At 70.4% G+C, this 21,353-nt stretch carries 17 protein-coding genes; 13 read left to right on the plus strand and 4 right to left on the minus strand.

Annotated elements, in window-relative coordinates; translation table 11 throughout:
* Positions 1-12 precede the first annotated feature (12 nt).
* Positions 13-810, minus strand: coding sequence for an enoyl-CoA hydratase/isomerase family protein (locus GN153_RS15950; RefSeq protein ID WP_159904539.1), 798 nt, complete (start codon positions 808-810; stop codon positions 13-15).
* Positions 811-1,084: 274 nt separating this feature from the next.
* Here GN153_RS15950 and GN153_RS15955 point away from each other — a divergent pair, with 274 nt between their 5' ends.
* The 3 genes from GN153_RS15955 (at position 1,085) to GN153_RS15965 (ending at position 3,124) form a co-directional block, all read left to right on the plus strand.
* Entirely contained in the window at positions 1,085-2,236 is a 1,152-nt protein-coding gene (locus GN153_RS15955) for an inorganic phosphate transporter (RefSeq protein ID WP_159905061.1), read from the plus strand.
* A 211-nt stretch (positions 2,237-2,447) separates the two neighbouring features.
* The gene (locus GN153_RS15960; protein ID WP_159904541.1) at positions 2,448-2,705 is read left to right on the plus strand and encodes a hypothetical protein; all 258 of its coding nucleotides are present in this window, start codon (positions 2,448-2,450) and stop codon (positions 2,703-2,705) included.
* The gene (locus tag GN153_RS15965) at positions 2,705-3,124 is read left to right on the plus strand and encodes a type II toxin-antitoxin system VapC family toxin (protein ID WP_159904543.1); all 420 of its coding nucleotides are present in this window, start codon (positions 2,705-2,707) and stop codon (positions 3,122-3,124) included. Before GN153_RS15960 ends, GN153_RS15965 begins: the two co-directional genes overlap by 1 nt.
* A gap of 150 nt (positions 3,125-3,274) precedes the next feature.
* Here the strand turns inward: GN153_RS15965 and GN153_RS15970 are convergent, their stop codons facing one another.
* Positions 3,275-3,706 carry a universal stress protein gene (locus GN153_RS15970; protein WP_159904545.1) on the minus strand — a complete coding sequence of 144 codons (432 nt, stop codon included), beginning with the start codon at positions 3,704-3,706 and terminating at the stop codon, positions 3,275-3,277.
* Positions 3,707-3,790: 84 nt separating this feature from the next.
* On the opposite strand from GN153_RS15970, the gene GN153_RS15975 reads away from it, so the two are divergent.
* The 5 genes from GN153_RS15975 to ygfZ all read left to right on the plus strand — a co-directional run bounded on the left by GN153_RS15975 (position 3,791) and on the right by ygfZ (position 9,804).
* Positions 3,791-4,228: a hypothetical protein gene (locus tag GN153_RS15975; protein ID WP_159904547.1), complete on the plus strand. Its 438-nt coding sequence runs from the start codon at positions 3,791-3,793 to the stop codon at positions 4,226-4,228.
* 70 nt (positions 4,229-4,298) lie between these two features.
* Positions 4,299-6,344 (plus strand): DNA mismatch repair endonuclease MutL, encoded by a 2,046-nt coding sequence (gene mutL, locus GN153_RS15980; protein ID WP_159904549.1) that lies wholly within the window; start codon positions 4,299-4,301, stop codon positions 6,342-6,344.
* Positions 6,345-6,411: 67 nt separating this feature from the next.
* Positions 6,412-7,371, plus strand: a complete 960-nt coding sequence (locus GN153_RS15985; protein ID WP_159904551.1) for a sugar kinase — start codon at positions 6,412-6,414, stop codon at positions 7,369-7,371.
* An 84-nt stretch (positions 7,372-7,455) separates the two neighbouring features.
* Positions 7,456-8,700 carry a carboxypeptidase regulatory-like domain-containing protein gene (locus GN153_RS15990; protein WP_159904553.1) on the plus strand — a complete coding sequence of 415 codons (1,245 nt, stop codon included), beginning with the start codon at positions 7,456-7,458 and terminating at the stop codon, positions 8,698-8,700.
* A gap of 27 nt (positions 8,701-8,727) precedes the next feature.
* Positions 8,728-9,804 carry a CAF17-like 4Fe-4S cluster assembly/insertion protein YgfZ gene (ygfZ, locus tag GN153_RS15995; RefSeq protein ID WP_159904555.1) on the plus strand — a complete coding sequence of 359 codons (1,077 nt, stop codon included), beginning with the start codon at positions 8,728-8,730 and terminating at the stop codon, positions 9,802-9,804.
* Between the two features lie 155 nt (positions 9,805-9,959).
* On the opposite strand, the gene GN153_RS16000 is transcribed toward ygfZ, so the two are convergent.
* Positions 9,960-10,373, minus strand: a complete 414-nt coding sequence (locus tag GN153_RS16000) for a Rieske (2Fe-2S) protein (RefSeq protein WP_201287933.1) — start codon at positions 10,371-10,373, stop codon at positions 9,960-9,962.
* A gap of 245 nt (positions 10,374-10,618) precedes the next feature.
* Here GN153_RS16000 and GN153_RS16005 point away from each other — a divergent pair, with 245 nt between their 5' ends.
* The 5 genes from GN153_RS16005 to GN153_RS16025 all read left to right on the plus strand — a co-directional run bounded on the left by GN153_RS16005 (position 10,619) and on the right by GN153_RS16025 (position 18,481).
* Positions 10,619-12,850, plus strand: coding sequence for a hypothetical protein (locus GN153_RS16005; RefSeq protein ID WP_159904557.1), 2,232 nt, complete (start codon positions 10,619-10,621; stop codon positions 12,848-12,850).
* Positions 12,851-12,970: 120 nt separating this feature from the next.
* Entirely contained in the window at positions 12,971-14,197 is a 1,227-nt protein-coding gene (locus tag GN153_RS16010) for a hypothetical protein (RefSeq protein ID WP_159904559.1), read from the plus strand.
* The gene (locus GN153_RS16015) at positions 14,194-16,728 is read left to right on the plus strand and encodes a PKD domain-containing protein (protein ID WP_159904561.1); all 2,535 of its coding nucleotides are present in this window, start codon (positions 14,194-14,196) and stop codon (positions 16,726-16,728) included. The genes GN153_RS16010 and GN153_RS16015 overlap by 4 nt, the downstream gene beginning before the upstream one ends.
* A gap of 96 nt (positions 16,729-16,824) precedes the next feature.
* Positions 16,825-17,022: a hypothetical protein gene (locus GN153_RS16020; RefSeq protein ID WP_159904563.1), complete on the plus strand. Its 198-nt coding sequence runs from the start codon at positions 16,825-16,827 to the stop codon at positions 17,020-17,022.
* A 118-nt stretch (positions 17,023-17,140) separates the two neighbouring features.
* Positions 17,141-18,481: a hypothetical protein gene (locus GN153_RS16025; protein WP_159904565.1), complete on the plus strand. Its 1,341-nt coding sequence runs from the start codon at positions 17,141-17,143 to the stop codon at positions 18,479-18,481.
* Between the two features lie 47 nt (positions 18,482-18,528).
* Here GN153_RS16025 and mutS read toward each other — a convergent pair whose 3' ends face one another.
* The gene (gene mutS, locus GN153_RS16030) at positions 18,529-21,249 is read right to left on the minus strand and encodes a DNA mismatch repair protein MutS (RefSeq protein WP_159904567.1); all 2,721 of its coding nucleotides are present in this window, start codon (positions 21,247-21,249) and stop codon (positions 18,529-18,531) included.
* Between the last annotated feature and the right edge of the window lie 104 nt (positions 21,250-21,353).

Raw genomic sequence — 21,353 nt, forward strand, 5'->3', positions numbered from 1 at the left:
GCGCGACCCGCCTCACCGCCCCTCGAACTCCGGCTCGCGTTTCTCCAGGAACGCCTCGACGCCCTCGCGGTGGTCGTCGGTCTCCATCACGGCGGCCTGTGCGATGGCCTCGTCGGCGAGCGCGTCCTCCAGGTCGGCGTCGTGGCCGCGGTCGATGAGCCGCTTGGTGTGCCGGAGCGCGACCGTCGGCCCGGTCGCGACCTCCTCGACGAGCGCGTCGGCCTCGCTCTCGAACTCCGCGGCCGGGTAGACGTGGTTGACCAGGCCGAGCTCCTCGGCGCGCTCGGCACCGACGAGTTCGCCCGTCGCGGCCAGCTCCTTGGCGACGTTGTCCCCCACGACGCGCGGGAGGAAGTAGGAGGCACCGTTGTCGACCGCGAGGCCGACGTTCCGGAAGACGAAGCCGACGACCGACCGGTCGCTGGCGACCTGGATGTCACAGGCCAGCGAGAGCACCGCGCCGGCGCCCACCGCGGGGCCGTCGATCTTGGCTATCGTGTACAGCGGGAACTCGTCCACCCGCTTCATCAGGGACATTCCCGCCTCGATCTCGCGGGCGCGCTCCGCCGGTGGGGTGTCGTCCTCGAGCCACGCCTGCATCTTCTCGATGTCGCCGCCGGCACAGAAGGCCTCGCCGGCGCCCTCGAAGACGACGACGCGGGCGTCCTCGCGACCCTCGATCTCCTCGAGCGCCTCGCGGATCCCCGACTGGACCGCCGCGGAGAGGGCGTTGCGCCGGTCGGGTTCGTTGAGCGTGATCGTGGCGACGCCGCCGTCCATCTCGAGCAGGACCGAATCTGTCGATGGCATGCTCACGCGTGGCACCCCCGCACACATGAAACGGCCGGGTCCGGACCCGTGGTCGGTCCAGCCCGGAGCGCACCCGGCACGCGCCGACCGCCCGCGAACGCTTTTGAGGCCGGTCCCGGAAGGGGACGTATGCAGACGGCTCCCGGTCGCCGACGCCCGCCCGCTACACCCCGGCCGCCAGTGCCGTGCCGGCCGTCCGTTCCCCGGAGGCCGGGCTGACGTGGCGGTCGCCTTCTGGGGGCTGGTCGGGCTCGCGACGCTCGCCTGCCTGGGGATGGCCTGGGCACTGGGGGCGAACAGTAACTCCCCGCCCTTCGCGCCCGCGATCGGCGCCAACGCCATCTCGACGATGCAGGCGGCCTTCGTCGTCGGCGTGCTCGCGGCGCTGGGCGCGGTCACGCAGGGCGGGGCCATCTCCGAGACCGTGGGCGCCGACCTGATCAACACCGTCGGGATCACCCCTCTCGCCGCGACGGCGGGGCTGCTCACCGCAGCCATGTTCATGGCCTTCGGCGTCTACTCGGGCTACCCGGTTCCGGCGGCGTTCGCGACGACGGGCGCGATGGTCGGCGTCGGGCTCTCGCTGGGCGGCGACCCGGCGACGGCCACCTACCAGCGCCTGGGGCTGTTCTGGGTCCTCGTCCCGCCGGTCTCGGGCGGGATGGCCTACGGCACGGCGAAGCTGCTGCGGGGCGAGAACGTCCCCGAGACGGTCGGCGTGCCGCTGCTCGCGGGCGTCGTCGCTGGGATCGTCGCCAACATCCAGCTCGGCGTCATCCCCGCGCCCCCGGGCGCCGCCCAGAACTCCCTGGCGGGGTACGTCTCGATGGTGGCCGGCCTCCCCGCCGTCGGGGGACTGGACCTGGCACGGGTCCTCGCGACCGCCGCGCTCGCGCTTCTGGGCTTCGTCGCGATCCGCCGGCGCACGCAGGCCTCGGTCGACCGCGGCATCCGCACCTTCCTGGTCGTCCTGGGCGGGATCGTGGCCTTCTCCAGCGGCGGCAGCCAGGTCGGGCTCGCGACGGGGCCGCTGCAGAACCTCTTCGTCGAACAGCTCCGGCTGGACGTCCTGCTGTTGCTCTCGCTGGGCGCGGTCGGGATCCTCGCCGGCGCCTGGATGGGTGCCCCCCGGCTGCTCCAGGCGACCTCGCGGGAGTACGCCCAGCTCGGCGTCCGGCGCTCGATCGCCGCGCTCGTCCCGGGCTTTATCATCGCGCAGGCCGCCATCGCGCTGAGCATCCCGATCTCCTTCAACAACATCATCATCTCGGGGGTCATCGGCGGCGGGCTGGCCGCGGGTTCGGCGGGGGTCTCCCGCCGGAAGATCGGCGTCACCGTCACCTTCTGGGTGCTCACGCTGGTAACCTCTGTCGCCATCGGCTACGGCGTCCACACCGCGTTCTCGACGGTGCTGGGCGTCCAGTGAACGGGCTGTTCGCTCTGGTGGAATAGCGACATCCTCCGCGCCGTGAACAGCGGGGTTCTCTCGCTGTATCAAGACAGAGGGCGCGTAGTCAGCATCCCGGCGTACTGTGACCCGGTACGCCGTCGCTGGTCTGTCGGCTGACTGAACTTGTGGTAGAGCCAGCTTCGGACACGGCGTATGACTTATACTACAGTAGTACATGTAATACATCATGGGAAGTGTCAGTTTCCGTGTCCCCGACGAGGTGAAAGCACGGATGGAGGAACACGACGAGGTAAACTGGAGTGCGGTGCTCCGTGACCACATCAAGGAGGAACTACAGAGTCTGGAATCGCGGAACATCGCCCACGCGGTTGCAACCAGCGAGCGATTGAGCAGTGCCATCGACGCCGACGACGTGGCGACGACGAACACTGCAGAACAGATCCGCGAGTTCCGTGATACCCGATACAGCGGGGAGCGACCCTGATGGCCGACGTCGTCGTCGACACCAGCACTGTCGTCAAGTGGTACATTCCCGAACAGTATCACGAACAGGCTCGAGCACTCCGTGACGATTTCCTCAACGGCAAACACGACCTGTGCGCACCGGCGCTCATGCCCTTCGAGGCGGTCAATGCACTCAACTACAGCGGCCACTACGATGGCGAGCGGCTCCACGAGGCCGCAACCTCGCTCGACAACTACGGTATCGAACTCGTCTCGTTCGGGTCAGTCGGCCCCATCGCGGAGGTCACGACCGCCGTTGACATCACGGCCTACGACGCTGCCTACGTCGCACTCGCCGTCGAACGAGATGCGACAGCCTACACCGCCGATGGGGATCTCTTGCAGGAGTTAGACGGAAGTGAGTATGAGGACACCGTCGCCCACATCCAGACCTACTGAGCGGTGAGTTGTGTTCTCTTCTGCATACACCCTGCGTATTCAGCACGCCACTCCTCCCTGGTGCTAGGGATTCCAACAGAGCCGGACTGCCGTCACACCGCACGACTGTGTCCGGTCGTATCGACAGAGCGTGCCAGCAGGCTGTCCGAGTCACCGAACGACGGTCACGCTGACCGGCGCCTCGCCGACGACGGCCGTCGCGGTGGTGCCGAGCAGGCGGCGCGCGACCCGCCCCCGCTCGCCGCCGTGACCACCCATCACCACGTGGTCGACGTCGTGGTCCTCGACGAACTCGAGGACCGTCTCGGCCGGTTCGCCGGTCTCGACGGCCGTTTCGACCGTCTGGCCGGCCGCTTCGGCCCGCTCGCGGGCGTCCTCGACGACCCGCTCGGCCCGCTCGCGTGCCGCCGCGAGCCGGTCCTCGTCGGTCTCTATCAGCCCGCTCTCGCTCATCCCTTCGTCCAGGGAGGTCACGACGTTGAGGACGGTCACCCGGCAGTCGAACGTCTCCAGCGCGTGCTCGAGGGCGTCGTCGGACAGCGGCGACCCGTCCATCGGGACGAGGACGTGCGAGGGAGCCATGCCGGCCGTTGTCGCCGCTCGCTTTTGTATCCCCCGTGCAACGCTCCCCCTCAACATTATTACTGCGTGATACGAAACTCCGCCATGCCTGACACCACGCTCGCGGCCCTCGGCGGCTCGCTCCCGGCGCCGAAACTCCTGCACCCGCTCGGGCTCTGGGTGCTGATGGCGGTCCTCGCGGTCGCTAACGGCGTCTTCCGGGAGCTGGCGCTCATCCCGCGGGCCGGCGAGTACGGTGGCCACGTCCTCAGCACCGCTATGCTCGTGGCGGCGATCCTGCTCGTCTCCTTCGCGTACTTCACGACCACGGCCGTCGCGTACACCCGGCTCGAACTGCTGGCGGTCGGCGTCGCCTGGACGGTGCTGACCGTCGGCTTCGAGTTCCTCGTCGGCTATCTCGAGGGGGCGCCGGTCGCGGAGACCCTCGGCCAGTACGACGTCCTCGCGGGCCAGGTGTGGATCCTCGTCCCGCTGGCGCTTCTGACCGCGCCGCTTCTGTTCGGCGACGTACTCTCGGGGTGACGGTCCCGGCGCCGCCACCGCGGCCCTGACCCGCAAGACCCTTTCAGGCCCGCGCTCCAACCACTCCCCGATGAGGATCCAGCAGCTCGACGCCCGGACCGTCGAGCGGATCGCGGCCGGCGAGGTGGTCGAGCGGCCAGCAAGCGCCGTCAAGGAGCTGGTCGAGAACGCGCTCGACGCCGACGCCTCCCGGGTCGAGGTGGCCGTCGAGGCCGGCGGCACCGAGGGGGTCCGCGTGCGCGACGACGGCGTCGGTATGACCGAGCCGGAGGCCCGGCGCGCGGTCGAGGAACACACCACCAGCAAGATCGGCGACATCGACGACCTCGAGAGCGGCGTCGGGACGCTGGGCTTCCGCGGTGAGGCGCTGCACGCCATCGGTGCGGTCTCGCGGATGACCGTCACCACGCGCCCGCGTGACCCGGACGCCACCGACGCCGACCGCGGCACCGAACTCGTCGTCGAGGGCGGCGAGGTCGCGAGCGTCGAGCCGGCGGGCTGTCCCGCCGGCACGGCCGTCGAGGTCGAGGACCTCTTTTACAATGTGCCCGCCCGCCGGAAGTACCTCAAACAGCCGTCGACGGAGTTCGGCCACGTCAACAGGGTGGTGACGGGCTACGCGCTCGCGAACCCCGACGTCGCGGTCTCGCTGTCCCACGACGGCCGGGAAACCTTCGCCACGACCGGCCAGGGAGACCGCCGGACGGCCGTAATGGCCGTCTACGGCCGCGAGGTCGCGGCGGCGATGATCCCTGTCGAGGGCGAACGCGGGGCCGAGGCGGGGACCGACGCCGGCGCTGACTCCACGCTCCCCGACGGCCCGCTCGAGGCGGTGTCGGGGCTGGTCAGCCATCCCGAGACGACGCGAGCCAGCCGGGACTACCTCTCGACGTTCGTCAACGGCCGCTACGTCACCGCCTCGGCGGTCCGGGACGCCGTCGTCGAGGGGTACGGCAACCAGCTCGCGGGGGACCGCTACCCCTTCGCGGTGCTCTCGCTGTCGGTCGACCCCGCAACCGTGGACGTCAACGTCCACCCCCGGAAGCTGGAGGTCCGCTTCGCCGACGAGGCGGGCGTCCGCGAGCAGGTCCGCCACGCGGTCAGGGAGACGTTGCTCTCGGAGGGGCTGGTCCGCTCGCGGGCCCCGCGTGGCCGCTCCGCGCCCGAGCAGACCGACGTCCGTCCCGGCGACGACGGGACCGGGACGGCGACGGACGGCGCCGACGAAGCCGGCGGGACCGGCGACGACGGGGAGCGGCCGGCCAGCACCGGGCGGACGGAATCGGACACCGACCACAGCGCGGCGGCCGACGTCCGGCGCCCGGCCGGGCCGTCCACGGCGCCGGACAGCGACCCGGCGGACGGTGCGAGCGCCAGCGCCGGTACCGAAGACCCGGACGTCCCTCCCGACCGGAAGTTCGAGCCGGCCCACGACCAGCGCCGGCTCGGCGGCGCGGACGGTACCGGCGACACCGGCGAGGAGTGGGGTGCGACCGGCGACGACGCCCGGGAGTTCGACCGGCTGCCGCCGATGCGGGTGCTCGGGCAGTTCCGCGAGACCTACGTCGTCGCCGAGACGCCCGACGGGCTGGTCCTGGTCGACCAGCACGCCGCCGACGAGCGGGTCAACTACGAGCGCCTCCGCGAGGCCTTCGCCGACGGCCCGGAGGTCCAGGCGCTGGCCGAGCCGGTCGACGTCGAGGTGACCGCGGCCGAGCGGGCGGCCGCCGAGGCACACGGCGACGCGCTGGCGCGGCTGGGGTTTCGGGTGGAGGTCGCCGGCGACCGGACCGTCACGCTCCGGTCGGTGCCCGCCCTGCTCGACGGGGACGGTCCCGACCTGCTCCCGGACCTGCTGGCGGACCTTGCGGGCGGGCGGGACCCCGCGGACACCGTCGAGGCCGTCGCCGACGGCCTGCTGGCGGACCTGGCCTGCTATCCCTCCGTGACGGGCAACACGTCGCTGACGGAGGGGTCGGTCGTCGACCTGCTCGAACGGCTCGACGCCTGCGAGAACCCCTACGCCTGTCCGCACGGCCGACCGGTGGTTGTCGAGATCGACGACGGGGAACTCGAGGCCCGCTTCGAGCGCGACTATCCCGGCCACGGCGGCTGAGGGGTCGGAATATCGACGCGAAACACCGGCCGACAGTATAAGGCTCCCGGGGGTCGATCGGGGGCGTATGACCCTGCTGACGTTCGGGGAGACGCCGCTGCGGTTCGCGCCCGCCGACGGCGGGCAGCTCCACACCGCGCGGGAGATGCGCGTGTACGCCGACGGGACCGAGAGCAACGCCGCGGCCGCGGCGGCCGCCATGGGCGGGGAGGGCGTCTGGGTCTCGAAGCTCCCCGACACGCCGCTCGGTCGCCGGGTCGTCTCGGAGCTCCGGCGGTACGGTGTCGATACCGCCGTCGCCTGGACCGACGGACGCCGCCAGGGGTTGCGCTTCGAGGAGGCGGGCGTCCGCCCCCGGGAGGGGACGACGCTGCAGGACCGCTCGGGGGGCGCGATGGCCGCCGTCGAGCCCGACGACCTGCCGATGGACGAGCTCAGGGCCGCGGACGCCGTGTTCACCGGCGCCAGCACGCTGGCGCTGTCCGGGAAGGCCGCCGACACCGCCGCGGCCGTCTTCGAGGCGACCCGGGGGACCGCCATCACCGCCGCCACCGACTTGGACCTCCAGCCGGGGCTGTGTTCGGCCGCCGACGCCCGCGCGGCGCTGGACCGGCTGTCCGGCGCGGTGGACGTGCTCGTGGCCAGCGAGGACGACGCGGCAGCGGTCCTCGACGCGGGCGGCGGGGCCCGGGAACTCGTGACGGCGGCGGCCGACGAGTTCGACCTGGAGCTCGTGGTCATCACTCGCTCGGAGCGCGGCGCGCTCGCCATGCACGACACCCCGGGGACGAACGTCGTCCACGAGCGGGCGGCCGTGGAGACGGAGACGGTCGACCCGGCCGGCGGGCACGCCGCCTTCGTCGGAGCCCTCCTCCAGCGGCTGGTCGACGGGGCCGACGTGGCCGACGCGCTGAGCTACGGGGTGGCTGCCGGTGCGCTCGCCCGGACCGTCCCCGGCCCGTACCTGACCGCCGACCGGGCGGAACTGGACCGGGTCGTCGAGGAGTCGGTCGACGAACCCCGGTGACTCCCGGTCTTCATCCGCGTATATCCGGTAATCCGCCGGTAAGCTGCCGATAACCATATAAGAACAAGCACCGAGCATTCCGGTATGCACCGGTCGCTCGTCCGGGCCGTGGTTCTCGTCGTTCTCGTCGGGGTCGTTACACCTGCAGCCGTCGGCGGCGCTACAGCACAGGAACAGACGACCGTCACGGTCACCGTCGTCGACCAGGCAGGCGATCGGGTCGGCGACGTCGACCTGACGGTTGTGTGGAACGACGGCGAGGGCAGCGAGAACGTGACGACGCGCGCGAACGGGCAGGTGCTCGTCGACGTCCCCGAGGGCGCGACCGTCGAGGTGCGCGTCACCGACGACGAGTACCTCCGCAACAGGCCCGCGGTCTTCTTCGGCGCCGACGGCGGCGAACTCGAGGTCGAGGCCTCGCTGCCGGGGACCACACGCGTCACCGTGACCGACAGCGCCGGCCCGGTCGAGGGGGCGACGGTCCGGCTCTCCGGACAGGGGGTCACCCGGTCCGTCGACACCGACGCCGAGGGCGTGGCCGTCCTCGGTCCCGTCGAGCGCGGCAGCTACGGGCTGCGGGTCAGCGAGCCCGGCTACCTGAGCAACTCGACCGGCGTCAACCTCACCGGCGAGGTCAACCGGACGGTCACGCTGCGCGAGGCCGACCGGCAACTCACCGTCCGGGTCGTCGACGACCATTTCGACCCGCCGCGGGCGCTCCCGGACGCGACCGTCGACATCGAGGGCGTGGCCGCGCTGACCACCGGGAACAACGGCCAGCGCGGCACGACCGTGGCCGTCAACACCGACTACGAGGTGACCGCCACCAAGGACGGCTACGAATCGGTCACGCGAACGGTGTCGGTCGGCGAGTCCGACGAGTCGGTGACCCTCGCGGTCCAGCGCGAGGAGGCAGTCTCGGTCGAGGCGACTTCCACGCGGGTCGTCCTCGGCGAAGTGACGCGGCTGACCGCCACCGACGAGTACGGCCAACCGGTCGCCGGCGCGACCGTCAGCGTCGACGGCACGGAGGTCGGGCAGACCGACGACCGGGGCGTCTACGACCTGACGGTCGAGTCGGCCGGTAACCAGACGGTGACAGTCTCGACCGACGGCCTCTCGAGTTCGGTCACCATCGAGGGCTTCGAGCCCGACGGACAGGACACGCCGACGACCGCCGCCCCGACCGACGCCCCGACCGACACTCCGGAACCGACTGAGATCGACACCACTCCCGGCGGCGGTGGCCCCGGATTCGGCGCCGCTGTGGGGCTGACCGCGCTCGCGGTGCTCGTCGGACTCGCGCTCGCCCGCGCCCGGGACGCTTAACCCTCGGGCCCGCCCACCAGTAGGTGAATGACCCTCGCGGACATCCACGAGACACACGGCGCGACCTTCGCCGAGCGCGGCGGCCGGCGTGTCGTCACCGACTACGGCCGCCCGGAGCGGACCCACCTGGCCGTCCGGCGCGGGGTCGGGTTCATCGAACACGCGTTCGACGTCCTCGCGGTGACCGGGGAGGACCGCCACGGCTTCGTGGACGACGCGGTCTCGAACCAGGTTCCGGAAGCCGACGGCGAGGGGGTCTACGCGCTCCTGCTCGACCCCCAGGGCGGGGTCGAGACGGACATGTACGTCTTCACCACAAGCGAGCGCCTGCTCGTCTTCCTCCCGCCGGGCGTCGGCGCGGACCTCGCTGAGGAGTGGCGCTCGAAGACCTTCATCCAGGACGTCGGGATCGAGGTCGTGACCGACGACCTCGGCGTCTTCGGGGTCCACGGCCCGAAGGCCACCGAGAAGGTCGCCAGCGTCCTCACCGAGGGGACGCCCGAGGCCCCGCTGACGTTCGTCCGGGGGCCGATGGGCGACGCCGGCGTCACCGTCGCCCGGACCGACGCCCCGACCGGCGAAGAGGGGTATCTCGTCGTCTGCGGGGCCGAGGACGCAAGCGACGTCTTCGACACCCTCGAGAACCGCGGGCTCAACGCCGTCCCGTTCGGCCGGCGAACCTGGGAGACGCTCACCCTCGAGGCCGGGACGCCGCTGTTCGAACCGGAACTCCGTGGGGAGATCCCCAACGTCCTCGGGGTCAGGAACGCCCTGGACTTCGAGAAGGGGTGTTACGTCGGCCAGGAGGTCGTCTCGCGGGTCGAGAACCGCGGCCGGCCCAGCCGCCGGCTGGTCGGGCTCGCCCCCGAGGCCGTCCCCGGGGACGGGGCCGCAGTCTTCGCGGGCGACGAGGCCGTCGGCGAGGTGACGCGGGCGGCCGACGCGCCGACCTACGGCGGGCCGGCGGCGCTCGCGCTCGTGGACTTCGACGCGGAGCCGGACGCCGTCCGCGTCGACGGCGCGGACGTTCCTGCCGAGCGCGTCGAACTCCCCTTCGTCGAGGGCTCGGAGCGGTCGGCCCGGCTCCCGTCGTACCCCTCGTAACGGCTCATTCTGCGGCCGGGAGCGCGGTCCCACACTCCGGACACTCCTCGTCGACGACCGTCACCGGGAGGTCACAGGCCGGACAGTAGTCGCGCTGGCAGGCACGCTCGCCCATGGCGGGGGTGGGTGGGCCGGCCGGAAATGGGTTCCCCCGCTCAAAAGCGCAGGTGGGAGGTCGAACTCGGCCCGCCGTCGCCGTCCTCGCTGGGGCCCTCGCCCGCGAACTCGTAGGCGTCGTCGGTCAGGAACACGTCGCCGCGGTTGACGCTCACCTCGACGCCGAGCAGCTCGGTTCCCGCCGCGGGGCCGTTCTCACAGCTCCCCTCACAGACGTCGAAGACCGACCCGTGCTTGGGGCAAACGAGGCCGCCGCCGCGAATGACCGCGCCGACGTCGCCCCCGCGGTCGAGGGGCTGGTCCTCGTGGGTACACCCGTTCACCCAGGCCGCGACGCCGTCCTCGCAGGGGAGAAGCGTCACCTCCACCTCCTCGCCGCGGCCGTCGGTGACGGTGAACAGCCAGGACCCCTCCTCGTGGACGGTTTCGACGGACGTGAGTCGGGTGGGCACGCCCCACACTGGCGGCGGGTGCGTGAAAAACCCCTCGCAGGGGAGCGCTCGCACCGCCAGGCCGACGGCCCGCGCCGGCACGCTACGTGATTAGCGGGGGGTTACTTGTGGGATTGCCGGGAAGCCCTGCACCAGGACATGCACACGTATCCACCGTCGGCGGAGGGGGCGGCCGGCTCGAACGGCGCTTCGATGCCCGGGCCAACGGTCTGGCGTTCCGACGGCCGGCCTCCCGGAGGGCGGCCATGACTGACGACCGGGACGGCGAGCCGGAGCGCGAGGACCGTCGGGAGAGCGACGGTGCCCCGGTCGACCGCCGGGATTTCCTGCGCTCTGTCGCGGCCGGCGTCGCGCTCGACCGGACGGTTGTCGAGGGCGCGGTCGGCCGCGGCAGCGAGGTCCGGCCGACGGGCAGGGACGGACGGCTCGCGAGCCAGCACACGCCAGTCTCCAGGCGGAGCTATCTCCCGGTCGAATCGGACTTCCTCTCGGTTCGCGGGCTCGCGCCCGCCCAGGGGACGAACGCCGGCGGGAACGTCTGGCGCGCCGGGACGTTCAGCGTCGCCGACCTGGCAACCGAGTACGACGTCAACCGCGACCCGGTCTCGGTCCGCGAGCTGCGAACGCCACAGAAGGCTGCCAGCCAGGTACCGGTCTGGCAGAGCGGCTGGCAGAACTGGCTCGACGACTACGAACAACCGAACGCCAAGGACGTCAACATGGCCCAGGGGTCAGCCCACACGGAATTGCTCCGGACCGTCGTCAGCAAGACCAGCGGCGAGTTCCGCGGGGTCGGCTCCGGCCACTCCCACTCCGAGGCGGCGGTGCCGAAGGACCTGTTCACCGATATCAAGAGCCTCGAGGGAGAACTGCCCCGCCCCTGGCTCCGGGACCCGGGCGACGATTTCTGGGACTCGGGGAAGAAGCCCAACCCCGAGCCGCCCAGCCGGGACCACCTGATCCGGCTGCGAGGGGGGACGATCCTGAAGAAGCTCAACCGGAAGATCCTCCCCGGTGGCGGGGTCAACGGCCGGAAGCCGCTCGCCCTGCCGAACATGGGCGCGTGGGACGGGCAGACGCTCGCGGGGGCGATCAACACCTCGACACACGGCAGCGGACTCGGGCTCGGAACCTTCGCGGACCTGGTCCGGTCAGTCGAGATCATCACCATCCCCGAATCACAGTACGAGAGCGGCGAGTCACACGTGCGCATGCTCCGGGTCGAGCCCTCCGAGGGAGTCACCGACCCGAAGAAGTTCGCGCGGGACGCGGGCACTCACGACATGGTACTGGTTCAGGACGACGATATCTTCCACTCCGTCGTGGTCGGCTACGGAAGCATGGGGCTGGTCTACGCCTACACGCTGGAGCTGCGCGACCCCTTCTGGCTCGAGGAGACGAACAGCTTCGAACAGTGGGGCAGCTTCAACCCCTACCAGGAGGCCAAGCCCAAGAACAACCGCCACTACCAGTTTCTGGTTAACATCATCGAGCCACAGCTGGAGGTGTTTACCGGAACGTCGCCCTCGAACGCGGCCTCCCCGCGCTGTCTCGTCCGGAAACGCAACAAGGTGCCGGCCGGGAACTGGAGTCCGACCGAGCGGTTCAACACGGCAAACGAGGTCACGCAGTACGTCAACGCCTTCCAGAACGCCTACAAGAACTTCAACGCGAACGACCTCAAGAATCTGAACTTCTCGGCGGGGTTGACCAGGCTGGTGAACTTCGACATCCGGGACCTGGTCGCGCCGGACCCGCCGTTCAAGGCCCGGCCCGGCCGGAGTTCGGGCGAGGACAAGACGGCCTCCTACATCGCGTTGCGCCGGAAGCAGGACCTCCACCCCAATGACCTGACGAAGGCCGAACCCCCTGTCGACACCATCACGGCGGAGGTCGCCGTGCCCGCAGCGGACGTCAAGCCGGCGGTCGATGCCGTCATCGACTACGCCCTGAACAACCCGCGGCTGTTCCCCGCGCCCCTTGGGGTCCGGTTCACCGCCGGCAGCGAGCACTTCCTCTCCCCGGAGTACGGCCGGGAGACTGCGATGCTGGAGCTGCCGATCCCTCTGCCGGACACGCTGTCCAACGAGTTCAGCAACGTGAACACGGTGTACGACACGCCGGGTCCCGTCGGCGGCGTCTACACCAAACCGAAGAAGATCTTCTTCCAGAAGCTGAAAAAGCTCAACCAGAACACCAGAAACAGCCCCCACGACGGCCGGACGGGCTTTCTGGACCACATGCTCAACATCGACGAGGCGAAGAAGGAACTGGAGAAACTGGAGGACAGGCTCGTCAAGAACTTCGACGGCCGGCCACACATGGGCAAACACAACACAGTCGACGCCACCCCCTCCCGGAGCTACATGAAGCCACAGAACATGTATCCGGAGTACGACAAGTGGCTCGACGCCTACAGGTACTTCAACAGCTCCGGGACGTTCGACGGGACGTTCACCGACAACAAGACGCCGTAACGGGCCTCAAACTCCGGATACTGCACTCTCGGAGGGGTTGGAAAAACGCGGCATCTGAACCGACACTAAGTGGCTAGTGCATGGTTACTTGTCGTCGGCTTTAGACCTGTAGACAGACCGATGGCCAACCCCGACATCTTACTCGAACAGGACCGGATCAGCGTCGTTGGCGGCAGCGGTCCGGAGGAAACAAACGGCACGGAGCGGGGCGACCTCGAGATCACGGCATCGGAGGGGGACCCTGCGAGCATCAGGTTGAACGCGGACCGGGCGAACCTGACCCTCGGCGGCGGGGGCGGGCGGGCGCCGGAAGGCGACCTGAAGATCCGCGACGCAAAGGAGAACCTGCGGATCCAGGTCAGCGCGGAGACCGGCAACCGGACCGCCCCCGGCGAAGACCGGGTGTGGATCAACGGCGGCACCGGGGAGGTCATGCTCGGTGACGGTGAGAACGACTTCGTGCACCTCGACGGGGGGAACGCGGAGATCGAGGTCAGGGACGCGACGGGGGACACGCAGGCCAGACTGAACAACGCCGGTTTGACGCTCTCCCAGTTCACCGGGGAGCCGGGAACTGTCACGGTGGCGCCGCTCATCCCCCCCGATACCAGAGAGACGATCCGGCTGTACGGGAACTCTGCGCGTGCTGCCATCGGAAACAACTTCGAGAGCGGCTCGCTCGAACTCTTCCGGAGCGGGAACACCGCCCAGTTTCATAAGACCATCGACCTCGACGGCGAGGAGGCTCAGGCGACACTCGGCGGGAGCAACCGGAGCGGGCGGGTCACACTCACCGACAGCAACGACAACGACCGGGTGACGCTCGACGCCAGCACGGGGGAACTGCGCCTCTACGGGACGCCGCCGGACAGCGGGACGGACGCCCCGGAGGTCACGCTTGAGGCCGGGCAGAACAGGGCGAAGGCCTACATCGGCGGCTTCGACCGGAGCGGACAGGTCTGGCTGGCCAAGCAGAGCTCCGGCAATCAGTTATCGGTCCCGATCGACCTCGACGCCGAACACGCCCGGGCGACCGTCGGCGGCGACGGGACCGACGGCGTCGTCAAGACCACCGACAGCGGCGGGAGCACGACCGCGGAGCTGCAGGGTGGAGACGGGAACGTCGTCGCCGGCGGCGACGGCACGGAGGGGACGGTGCTCCTGAGACACACCGACGGGAGCGGCACCAGCGTCAACTACCGGCTCACGGCCACCCAGCAGGGGCTGGTCTTCTCGACGATGCGGAGCCCGTCGGGAAGCGGGTCGACCACCAGCGAGCAGGAGGCGCTGCGGATCGACCCCGACGGGACCGTCCGGGTGAAAGGCGGCTCAGTCCAGTCGTTATGACCGACGGACGCCGTGTCGTACTGACTGCCGCGTTCGCGGTCTGCCTCCTCGCCGTCCTGCTGGTTCCGGCCTCGGCGGCAGCCGCCTCCGCTGACACACCGGTCGGAGGGGGTGACTCGCCAGCCACGCTCGCTGCAGTCGACCGGGCAGGGACCCTCGCGGCGGTCACTGCGCGGTGTGAACTCTCCCCGACCAGTATCGCGCCCGGCGAGTCCGCGACCATCGACGCCTCGGCCTCGCAGGACGCCGACGTCTACCGGTACGACCCGTTCGGAACCGGCGAGTTCGGCGACTTCGTCGAGCGTGCGACGCGGACGGTCACCTACCAGGAGGTCGGCACCTACGAGCCACGGGTCAGGGCGATCAACGCGACGACGGAAACCACCGACCAGGTGACCTGCGGGACGCTCACCGTCGCCAGCACCAGCGAGAATCAGAAACCCACTGCCGACCTCTCGTACTCGCCGACCGAGCCCGCACCCGACCAGGCGGTGTCGTTCACTGCCGAGGCATCCGACCCGGACGGCGAAGTCGTGGCCTACACCTGGCTGGTCGACGGCGAGCCCGTCGCCGAGGGGCCGGACTTCGAGTACGCGTTCCCCGGTCCCGGGAACTACACAGTCGGAGTGAGAGTGACCGACGACGACGGTGCGACCGGGACCGTGAACCGGACGGTCACCGTCGAGAGCGTCGACGTCGTCGCGCGGTGTGAGCTCTCGGCGACCAGCATCGCGCCCGGCGAGTCCGTGACGCTCGACGCCGCGGCGTCGCAGGACGCCAGCGCCTACCGGTACGACGTGTTCGGGACCGGCGAGTTCGGCGAGCTCGTCGACCGCGCATCGCGGACGGTCACCTACCAGGAGGTCGGCACCTACGAGCCACGGGTCAGGGCCGTCGCCCTCCCGACGGAGGACACCGACCAGGCGGTCTGTGGGGAACTCACCGTCGCTAGCACCAGCGAGAACCAGGCCCCGACGGCAGAGGTATCGTACTCCCCATCCGAGCCCGTCGCCGGGGAACCGGTAGCGTTCAGCGCGGACGCGACCGACCCCGACGACGACCTTCTGGAGTACGACTGGCGGGTTAACGGGAGACAGGTCAGCGTCTACCCCGAGTTCGAGTACACCTTCGAGGGCCCCGGCGAGTACGAGGTCGCGGTGACGGTCACCGACGACGACGGCGGGGCCGACACCGTCCGCAGGGTCGTCACCGTCGCCGGCACCAGCGAGAACCAGCTCCCGACGGCGGACTTCTCGGTCACCCCACAGGAGCCCACGCCGGGTGCGGAAACGACGTTCGTCGCCGACGCGTCGGACCCCGACGGCGAGGTCGTCGAGTACACCTGGCAGATCGACGGCCAGCGGGTCGCCGGCGGCTCCGAGTTCACGGTCTCCCTCCCCGAGGCGGGCGAGTACGAGGTGCGGCTGACGGCGACCGACGACGACGGGGGCGTCGCCACTGCAACCAAGACCGTCACCGTCAGCGAGTCCGGCACGAACCAGCCGCCGACCGCCGACTTCGCCGTCGACCCGCTGGCGCCGGCCCCGGGGGAGACGGTCGCGTTCGAGGCGACTGCGAGCGACAGTGACGGGAGCGTGGGGGGATACCAGTGGCGGATTGACGGGTCGGTGGTCGCCGAGGGACCGGACTTCGAGTACGCCTTCCCGGACCGCGGTGAGTACACGGTCGCGCTGACCGTGACCGACGACGACGGGGCGACCGCCTCGGCCAGCCGTGAGGTTACCGTGGACGGCGAGGAACGGACACAGACGGCCACCCCGCAGCCGACGGCCACGCCGACACCGAGAGGGGACCTCACGCTGAGTGCCGCGTGGTGGCACTCCCCGACCGTCCCGCTCCGGGGCGAGCCGGTGACGCTGGTCGCGAGCGGCCCCACGGACCCGGCGGTGACCTACCGGTGGGACGTCGACGACGACGGGAGCTACGAGACGCAGGGGGCGCTCGCCAGCCACGTGTTCACCACTGCGGGCGACCACGCAGTGACGCTCCAGGCCACGCTCCCGGACGGGTCGACGGAGACGACCACCGAGGCCGTCGCCGTGGCCGACGAGACGGTGAGCCAGCCCGGGACCGGTGCCACCCTCCTCTGGCACGCCCCGGTCAACCCACAACCCGGCGAGACGGTGACGCTGGTCGCGGACGTCCGAGCGGACGACGAGACCGTCGCGGCGTACCGGTGGGACGTCGACGACGACGGAGGGACCGACGCCGGCGGCGAGGTCGTGGCCCACACGTACCGGAGCGAGGGCCGGTACACGGCGCGGTTGACTGTCGAGTACGCCAACGGGAGTACCACAGCCGGCGCTGACACCGTCGTTGTCGGGGACCCGGCGGCGACCGCGACGGCGACCCCGTCGCCGGCTCCGGCGCGGACGACGACAGACGGGGGGACGGCGACCGCCACATCCGTTGGGGGAACGACCGGCGGAGGAAGCCCCGGATTCGGCGTCCCGGCCGGCCTCGCTGCGTTCGCGTTGCTCGCTGTCCGCCTTCTCAGGGTGTCGCGGTGAGCACTGACTGCTCCGGACCACGACCGGCTACCGACCGGAAGCGGGGCTGAATCGACGGTACCGTTTTCACCGACCCACCGGAACCAACCTCCAGCGATGAAAGTCGAGATCGAGATACCCGACAAGTACGCACAGAAACTCGAGGAGGTCGAGGCGGTCGAGCCGACGATCCACGACCAGATCGAGGTCGAGGTCCTCCCGCAGGTCCTCCGGCTGATAAACGACGCCCACAGGCAGCTCGAAGAACAGAGCCAGGGCCAGCTCGTTGGGGGCACCGACGACGCGCGGGAGTAGCGAGGCCGGGGTTCGTGTACATATATTTATATGTCTCCAGCCCCGCCCCGCCGGTTCCGCCAATCTAGACACACTAACACCCAAATTTACATATGCGACTTACAACAAACGAGCAAACATGTCAAACGGATCTGGGAACGAGGGGCAGGCCGACCCGGGCTTCGCGCGGCGGGATATCCTCGCCACGGCGGGGGCTGTCGCCGTCGGCGGCGTCGCGGGCTGCTCGCAGAGTACCGGCACGCCCACCGGGTCGGGGAACACACCGACGACGACGCCCCCTGGAGCGACCACGACCACCGCTCGCACGACGACCCCCGCGAACCCCTGTGAGTCTCCGACAGTCCTCTCGCCGTCTGACGTCGAGGACGGCGGGACCGTCTCGGCGGGGTGCTACCGGGCAGAGAACACGCTCACAGTCGAGCGCGGGACCCTGACGCTGGAGGCCGGCGTCGTCATCCAGTTCACGCAGAACGAGGGCCTCGAGGTCGAATCCGAGGGCCGGCTGCGGGCCAGCGGAACCGAGGGCCAGCCCGTGATACTGACGGGCACCGAAGAGAGCAGAGGCTTCTGGAAGGGGCTCCGGATCGGGAATTCCAACTCGACCGACAACGTCCTCGAACACACTGTTGTCCAGTACGCCGGCGCCTCGTCCTGGAACCCCAACTACTCGCCGGCGGGCGTGTTCGTCCGGGGCGAGACCGCCACGCTGTCCGTCCGCCAGTCGACGGTCCGGAGCAACGCCAGCATGGGGCTGACCGTGACCCAGCCGGAGGCCCACCTCGACCTCCAGGGGGTCTCGTTCGAAGACAACGAAGCCCCGCTGTACATCCCCGCGAACCTCGCCGGCGGTATCGCCCCGAACACCGCCTTCGAGAACAACGACGAGAGCGCCGTCTTCCTCGGCGAGCCGAGCGGTGCCGGCTGGACGACCGTCGCAGAGTCGGCCGCCTGGCCGGCACTCGACGTGCCCTACCGGTCGCGCATCAACGTGCACGTCGAGGCCCCCGTGGAGGTCGCTCCCGGCACGACCGTCGAGTTCGAACAGGGACGCGGCATGCAGGTTCGCGGCGAGGGGCGGCTGACGGCCGATGCCGCCGAAGCCGAGCCGATCACCTTCCGCGGGACCGAGGAGATCACCGGGTTCTGGAAGGGGCTGTTCTTCACCAACTCGCTGAGCAGCGACAACGTCCTGCGCAACGTCGTCATCGAGAACGGGGGCAGCGGCGAGACGGAGAGCGGTGGTGCCAACGACGTGGCGAACCTCTACGTCGACGGTGACCAGACCGCCGCCGCCGTCACCGTCAGCAACTCGACGGTCCGGGGGAGCGGGAAGTACGGCATCGCCGTCAGAGACGGGAACGCGCGGCTGATGGGCTGTGGCGGCGTGACCTTCGAGAACAACGCGGGGGCGGACACGTACAACCTCGAGGCGGGAGCCCCGATCTCCCGGTGCCAGTAGCCGCCCGGCGGGGGGAGTACCGGTGAGCGGTCCGGCCCCTCCACCGCTCAGTTTCCGTCCATCCGTTCTTGCCACTCCTGGACTTTCGCCATCAGCTCGACCGGCGGCGTCTCGTTGACATCGACCGCACCGAGTTCCTCGAGGACGGCTTCCGCTTCGGGGTCGATTGCCGCCTCCCCCGTCCGCTCGGTCGTGGCCTGTGGACTCCCGTCGGACCCGGGCCGTTCCCTGCCCGCGCTTTCGTCCCCGTCACGGACGAACTGCCCCGAGCCGAGGTCGAAGACGGCCTGTGTCGTCCCGCCGCCCGTGTCGCTGCCCTGGACCTCGACCGCCTCGTTCTCCCTGAGTCTGTCGAGCACGTCCCGCGAGCGCTCGACGACCGGTTCGGGAACGCCCGCGAGGGCCGCGACGTGGATCCCGTAGGAGCGGTCCGTCGCACCGTCGCGGACCGTCCGCAGGAACGTGACGTCCTCGTCTCGCTCGTCACCGGAGCGGGAGGATGTCCCGCTCGGCGATGGCGACCCGGGCTCGCCGTCGACGGCGACGTGGACGTTCTCGACGGTCGGGAGCTCCTCGCCCAGCGTCGTCAGTTCGTGGTAGTGCGTCGCGAAGAGGGTCCGACACCTGACCTCGTTTGCGATGTACTCCGTCGCGCTCCAGGCGATGGAGATGCCGTCGTAGGTCGCCGTGCCGCGTCCTACCTCGTCCAGAATGACGAGTGAATCCTCGGTCGCGGAGTGGAGGATGTTCGCGAGCTCCGTCATCTCGATCATGAACGTCGAGCGGCCCTGGGCGAGTTCGTCGAGCGCGCCCACGCGGGTGTAGATGCCGTCGACAAGCCCGACTCGCGCGCTCCGGGCGGGGACGAAACTCCCAACCTGCGCGAGCAGCGTGATGAGTGCGGCCTGGCGCATGTACGTCGACTTCCCGCTCATGTTCGGCCCCGTCACGACCAGGAACCGCCGGTCGTCGTCCATCCGGAGGTCGTTCGGGACGAAGTCGGTGGTTTGCTCGACGACGGGGTGGCGCCCGGCCTCGACCTCGAGTTCGCGGCCGTCGACGAGTTCGGGCCGGGTCCAGTCGTTGTGGACGGCATGCGCCGCAAAGCCCGCCAGGACGTCCACCTCGGCGAGTGCCCGGCCGACGCCCTGGAGCAACTCCGCTCGCGCCGCGACCCGCTCGCGCAGCTCCTCGAACAGCTCCCGCTCCAGCTCGTACCGGCGCTCTTCGAGTCTGAGGATCTCCCGCTCTTTCTCCTCTAACTCCTCCGTCGTGTACCGCTCGGCGTTTTTCAGGCTCTTGACGCGGTCGTACTCCTCGGGGACCTCGTCGGTCTCGCTGTTGCCGACCTGGATGTAGTAGCCGTCGGTCTTGTTGCGGTCGACGGAGAGGTGGGTGACCCCGAGGCGCTGTTTCTCCCGGTCGGCGAGGCCGTCGACCCACTCCAGGGCCGCCTCGTGGCGCTCGACCACCTCGTCGAGGTCGGCGTCGTGGCCGCGGGCGATGACCCCGCCCTGCGTGACCGTTCCGGGTGGCTCCGCGACGAGCGCGGCGTCGAGGTCGGCGGCGAGGGCTGCGGCCGCTTGGCGGTCGGGCCGGTCGAGCACCTCGGCGAGCGGCGAGCCGGCGAGGCGGTCGGTCCCGGCGACGAGGTCGACGGCCTCGCCGAGCACGGAGAGCGTCGCGGCGACCGACCGGAGGGCGCGGCCGTCGGCGCTGCCCGAGGCGGCCCGCGAGGCCAGCCGCTCGAGGTCGGCCGCGCCCTCGAGCAACTCGCGGAGGTTCTCGCGGGCCATGGCGGCCTCGGCGAGGGCGGCCACCGCGGCCTGGCGGGTCTCGAGGACGCCCCGCGAGCGCCGGGGGCGCTGGAGCCACTCCGCCAGCAGCCGGCCGCCCGCGCTGGTGACGGTGTGGTCGACGGTGTCGTAGAGACTCCCCTCGCTCTCCCCGCGCATGGTCTCGACGAGTTCGAGGTTGCGCCGCGTTGTCGCGTCCAGCGCCACCCCCTGGCCGGCGGCGTGAGACTGCAGGCGGGTCATCGAGGCGAGCACGCCGGCGCCGGTCTCCTCGACGTAGGAAAGCACCGCACCCGCGGCACGGACCGCGGCGTCGGCCTCGAGCCCGACGCTCTCGACGGCCTCCGCGCCGAACTGGTCGCGGACGCGGTGGCGGGCCCGGCCGGGCGCGAACGCCTCCGCGGCGTGCAGCGTGACCGTCGCGTCCGTCCGCTCGCGAACCCGCCCGAGCAGTCCCTCCTCGGCCCGCAGGTCCGGCCCCGGCAGCACCTCGACGGGCGCGAAGCGGTACAGCTCCGAGAGGGCCCCGTCGGCGTCTGCCGCGGTGGCGACGTGGAACTGGCCGGTCGTGACGTCGGCGAAGGCCAGCCCGTACGCCCCGTCGCGACAGACCGCCGCGAGGTACTGGCTGTCGGCGTCAGTCGTCTCGAGGAGGGTGCCCGGCGTGACGACCCGCTCTATCTCCCGTGCGTGGCCGCCCGCTGTCTCGTACTGGTCGGCGACCGCGACCCGGTAACCCCGCTCGACCAGCGCCCGGAGGTAGGGGGTGAGGTCGTCGACGGGCACGCCGGCCATCGGGTACGACGAGCCGTGGGAGGACTTTTCCGATACTTTGAGGTCGAGTTCGTCGGCGACCGTCTCGGCGTCCTCGCCGAAGAACTCGTAGAAGTCGCCACACTGCATCGCCAGCAGGTCGGCGTCGGTCCCCTCCTTCAGCGAGAAGAACTCCCCGACGATACCCTCCCCGGTCATACCCACCCCTGGGACCCTGCCCGGCTAAAACGCTGTGGGTCCGGGGTGGACGTGGCCCGGCTCCCCGCGGCCGGTAGACCTATCCTCCCGGCCCCGTACCCGAG

It is taken from the genome of Salinirussus salinus, assembly GCF_009831455.1.
Taxonomy (GTDB): domain Archaea; phylum Halobacteriota; class Halobacteria; order Halobacteriales; family Haloarculaceae; genus Salinirussus; species Salinirussus salinus.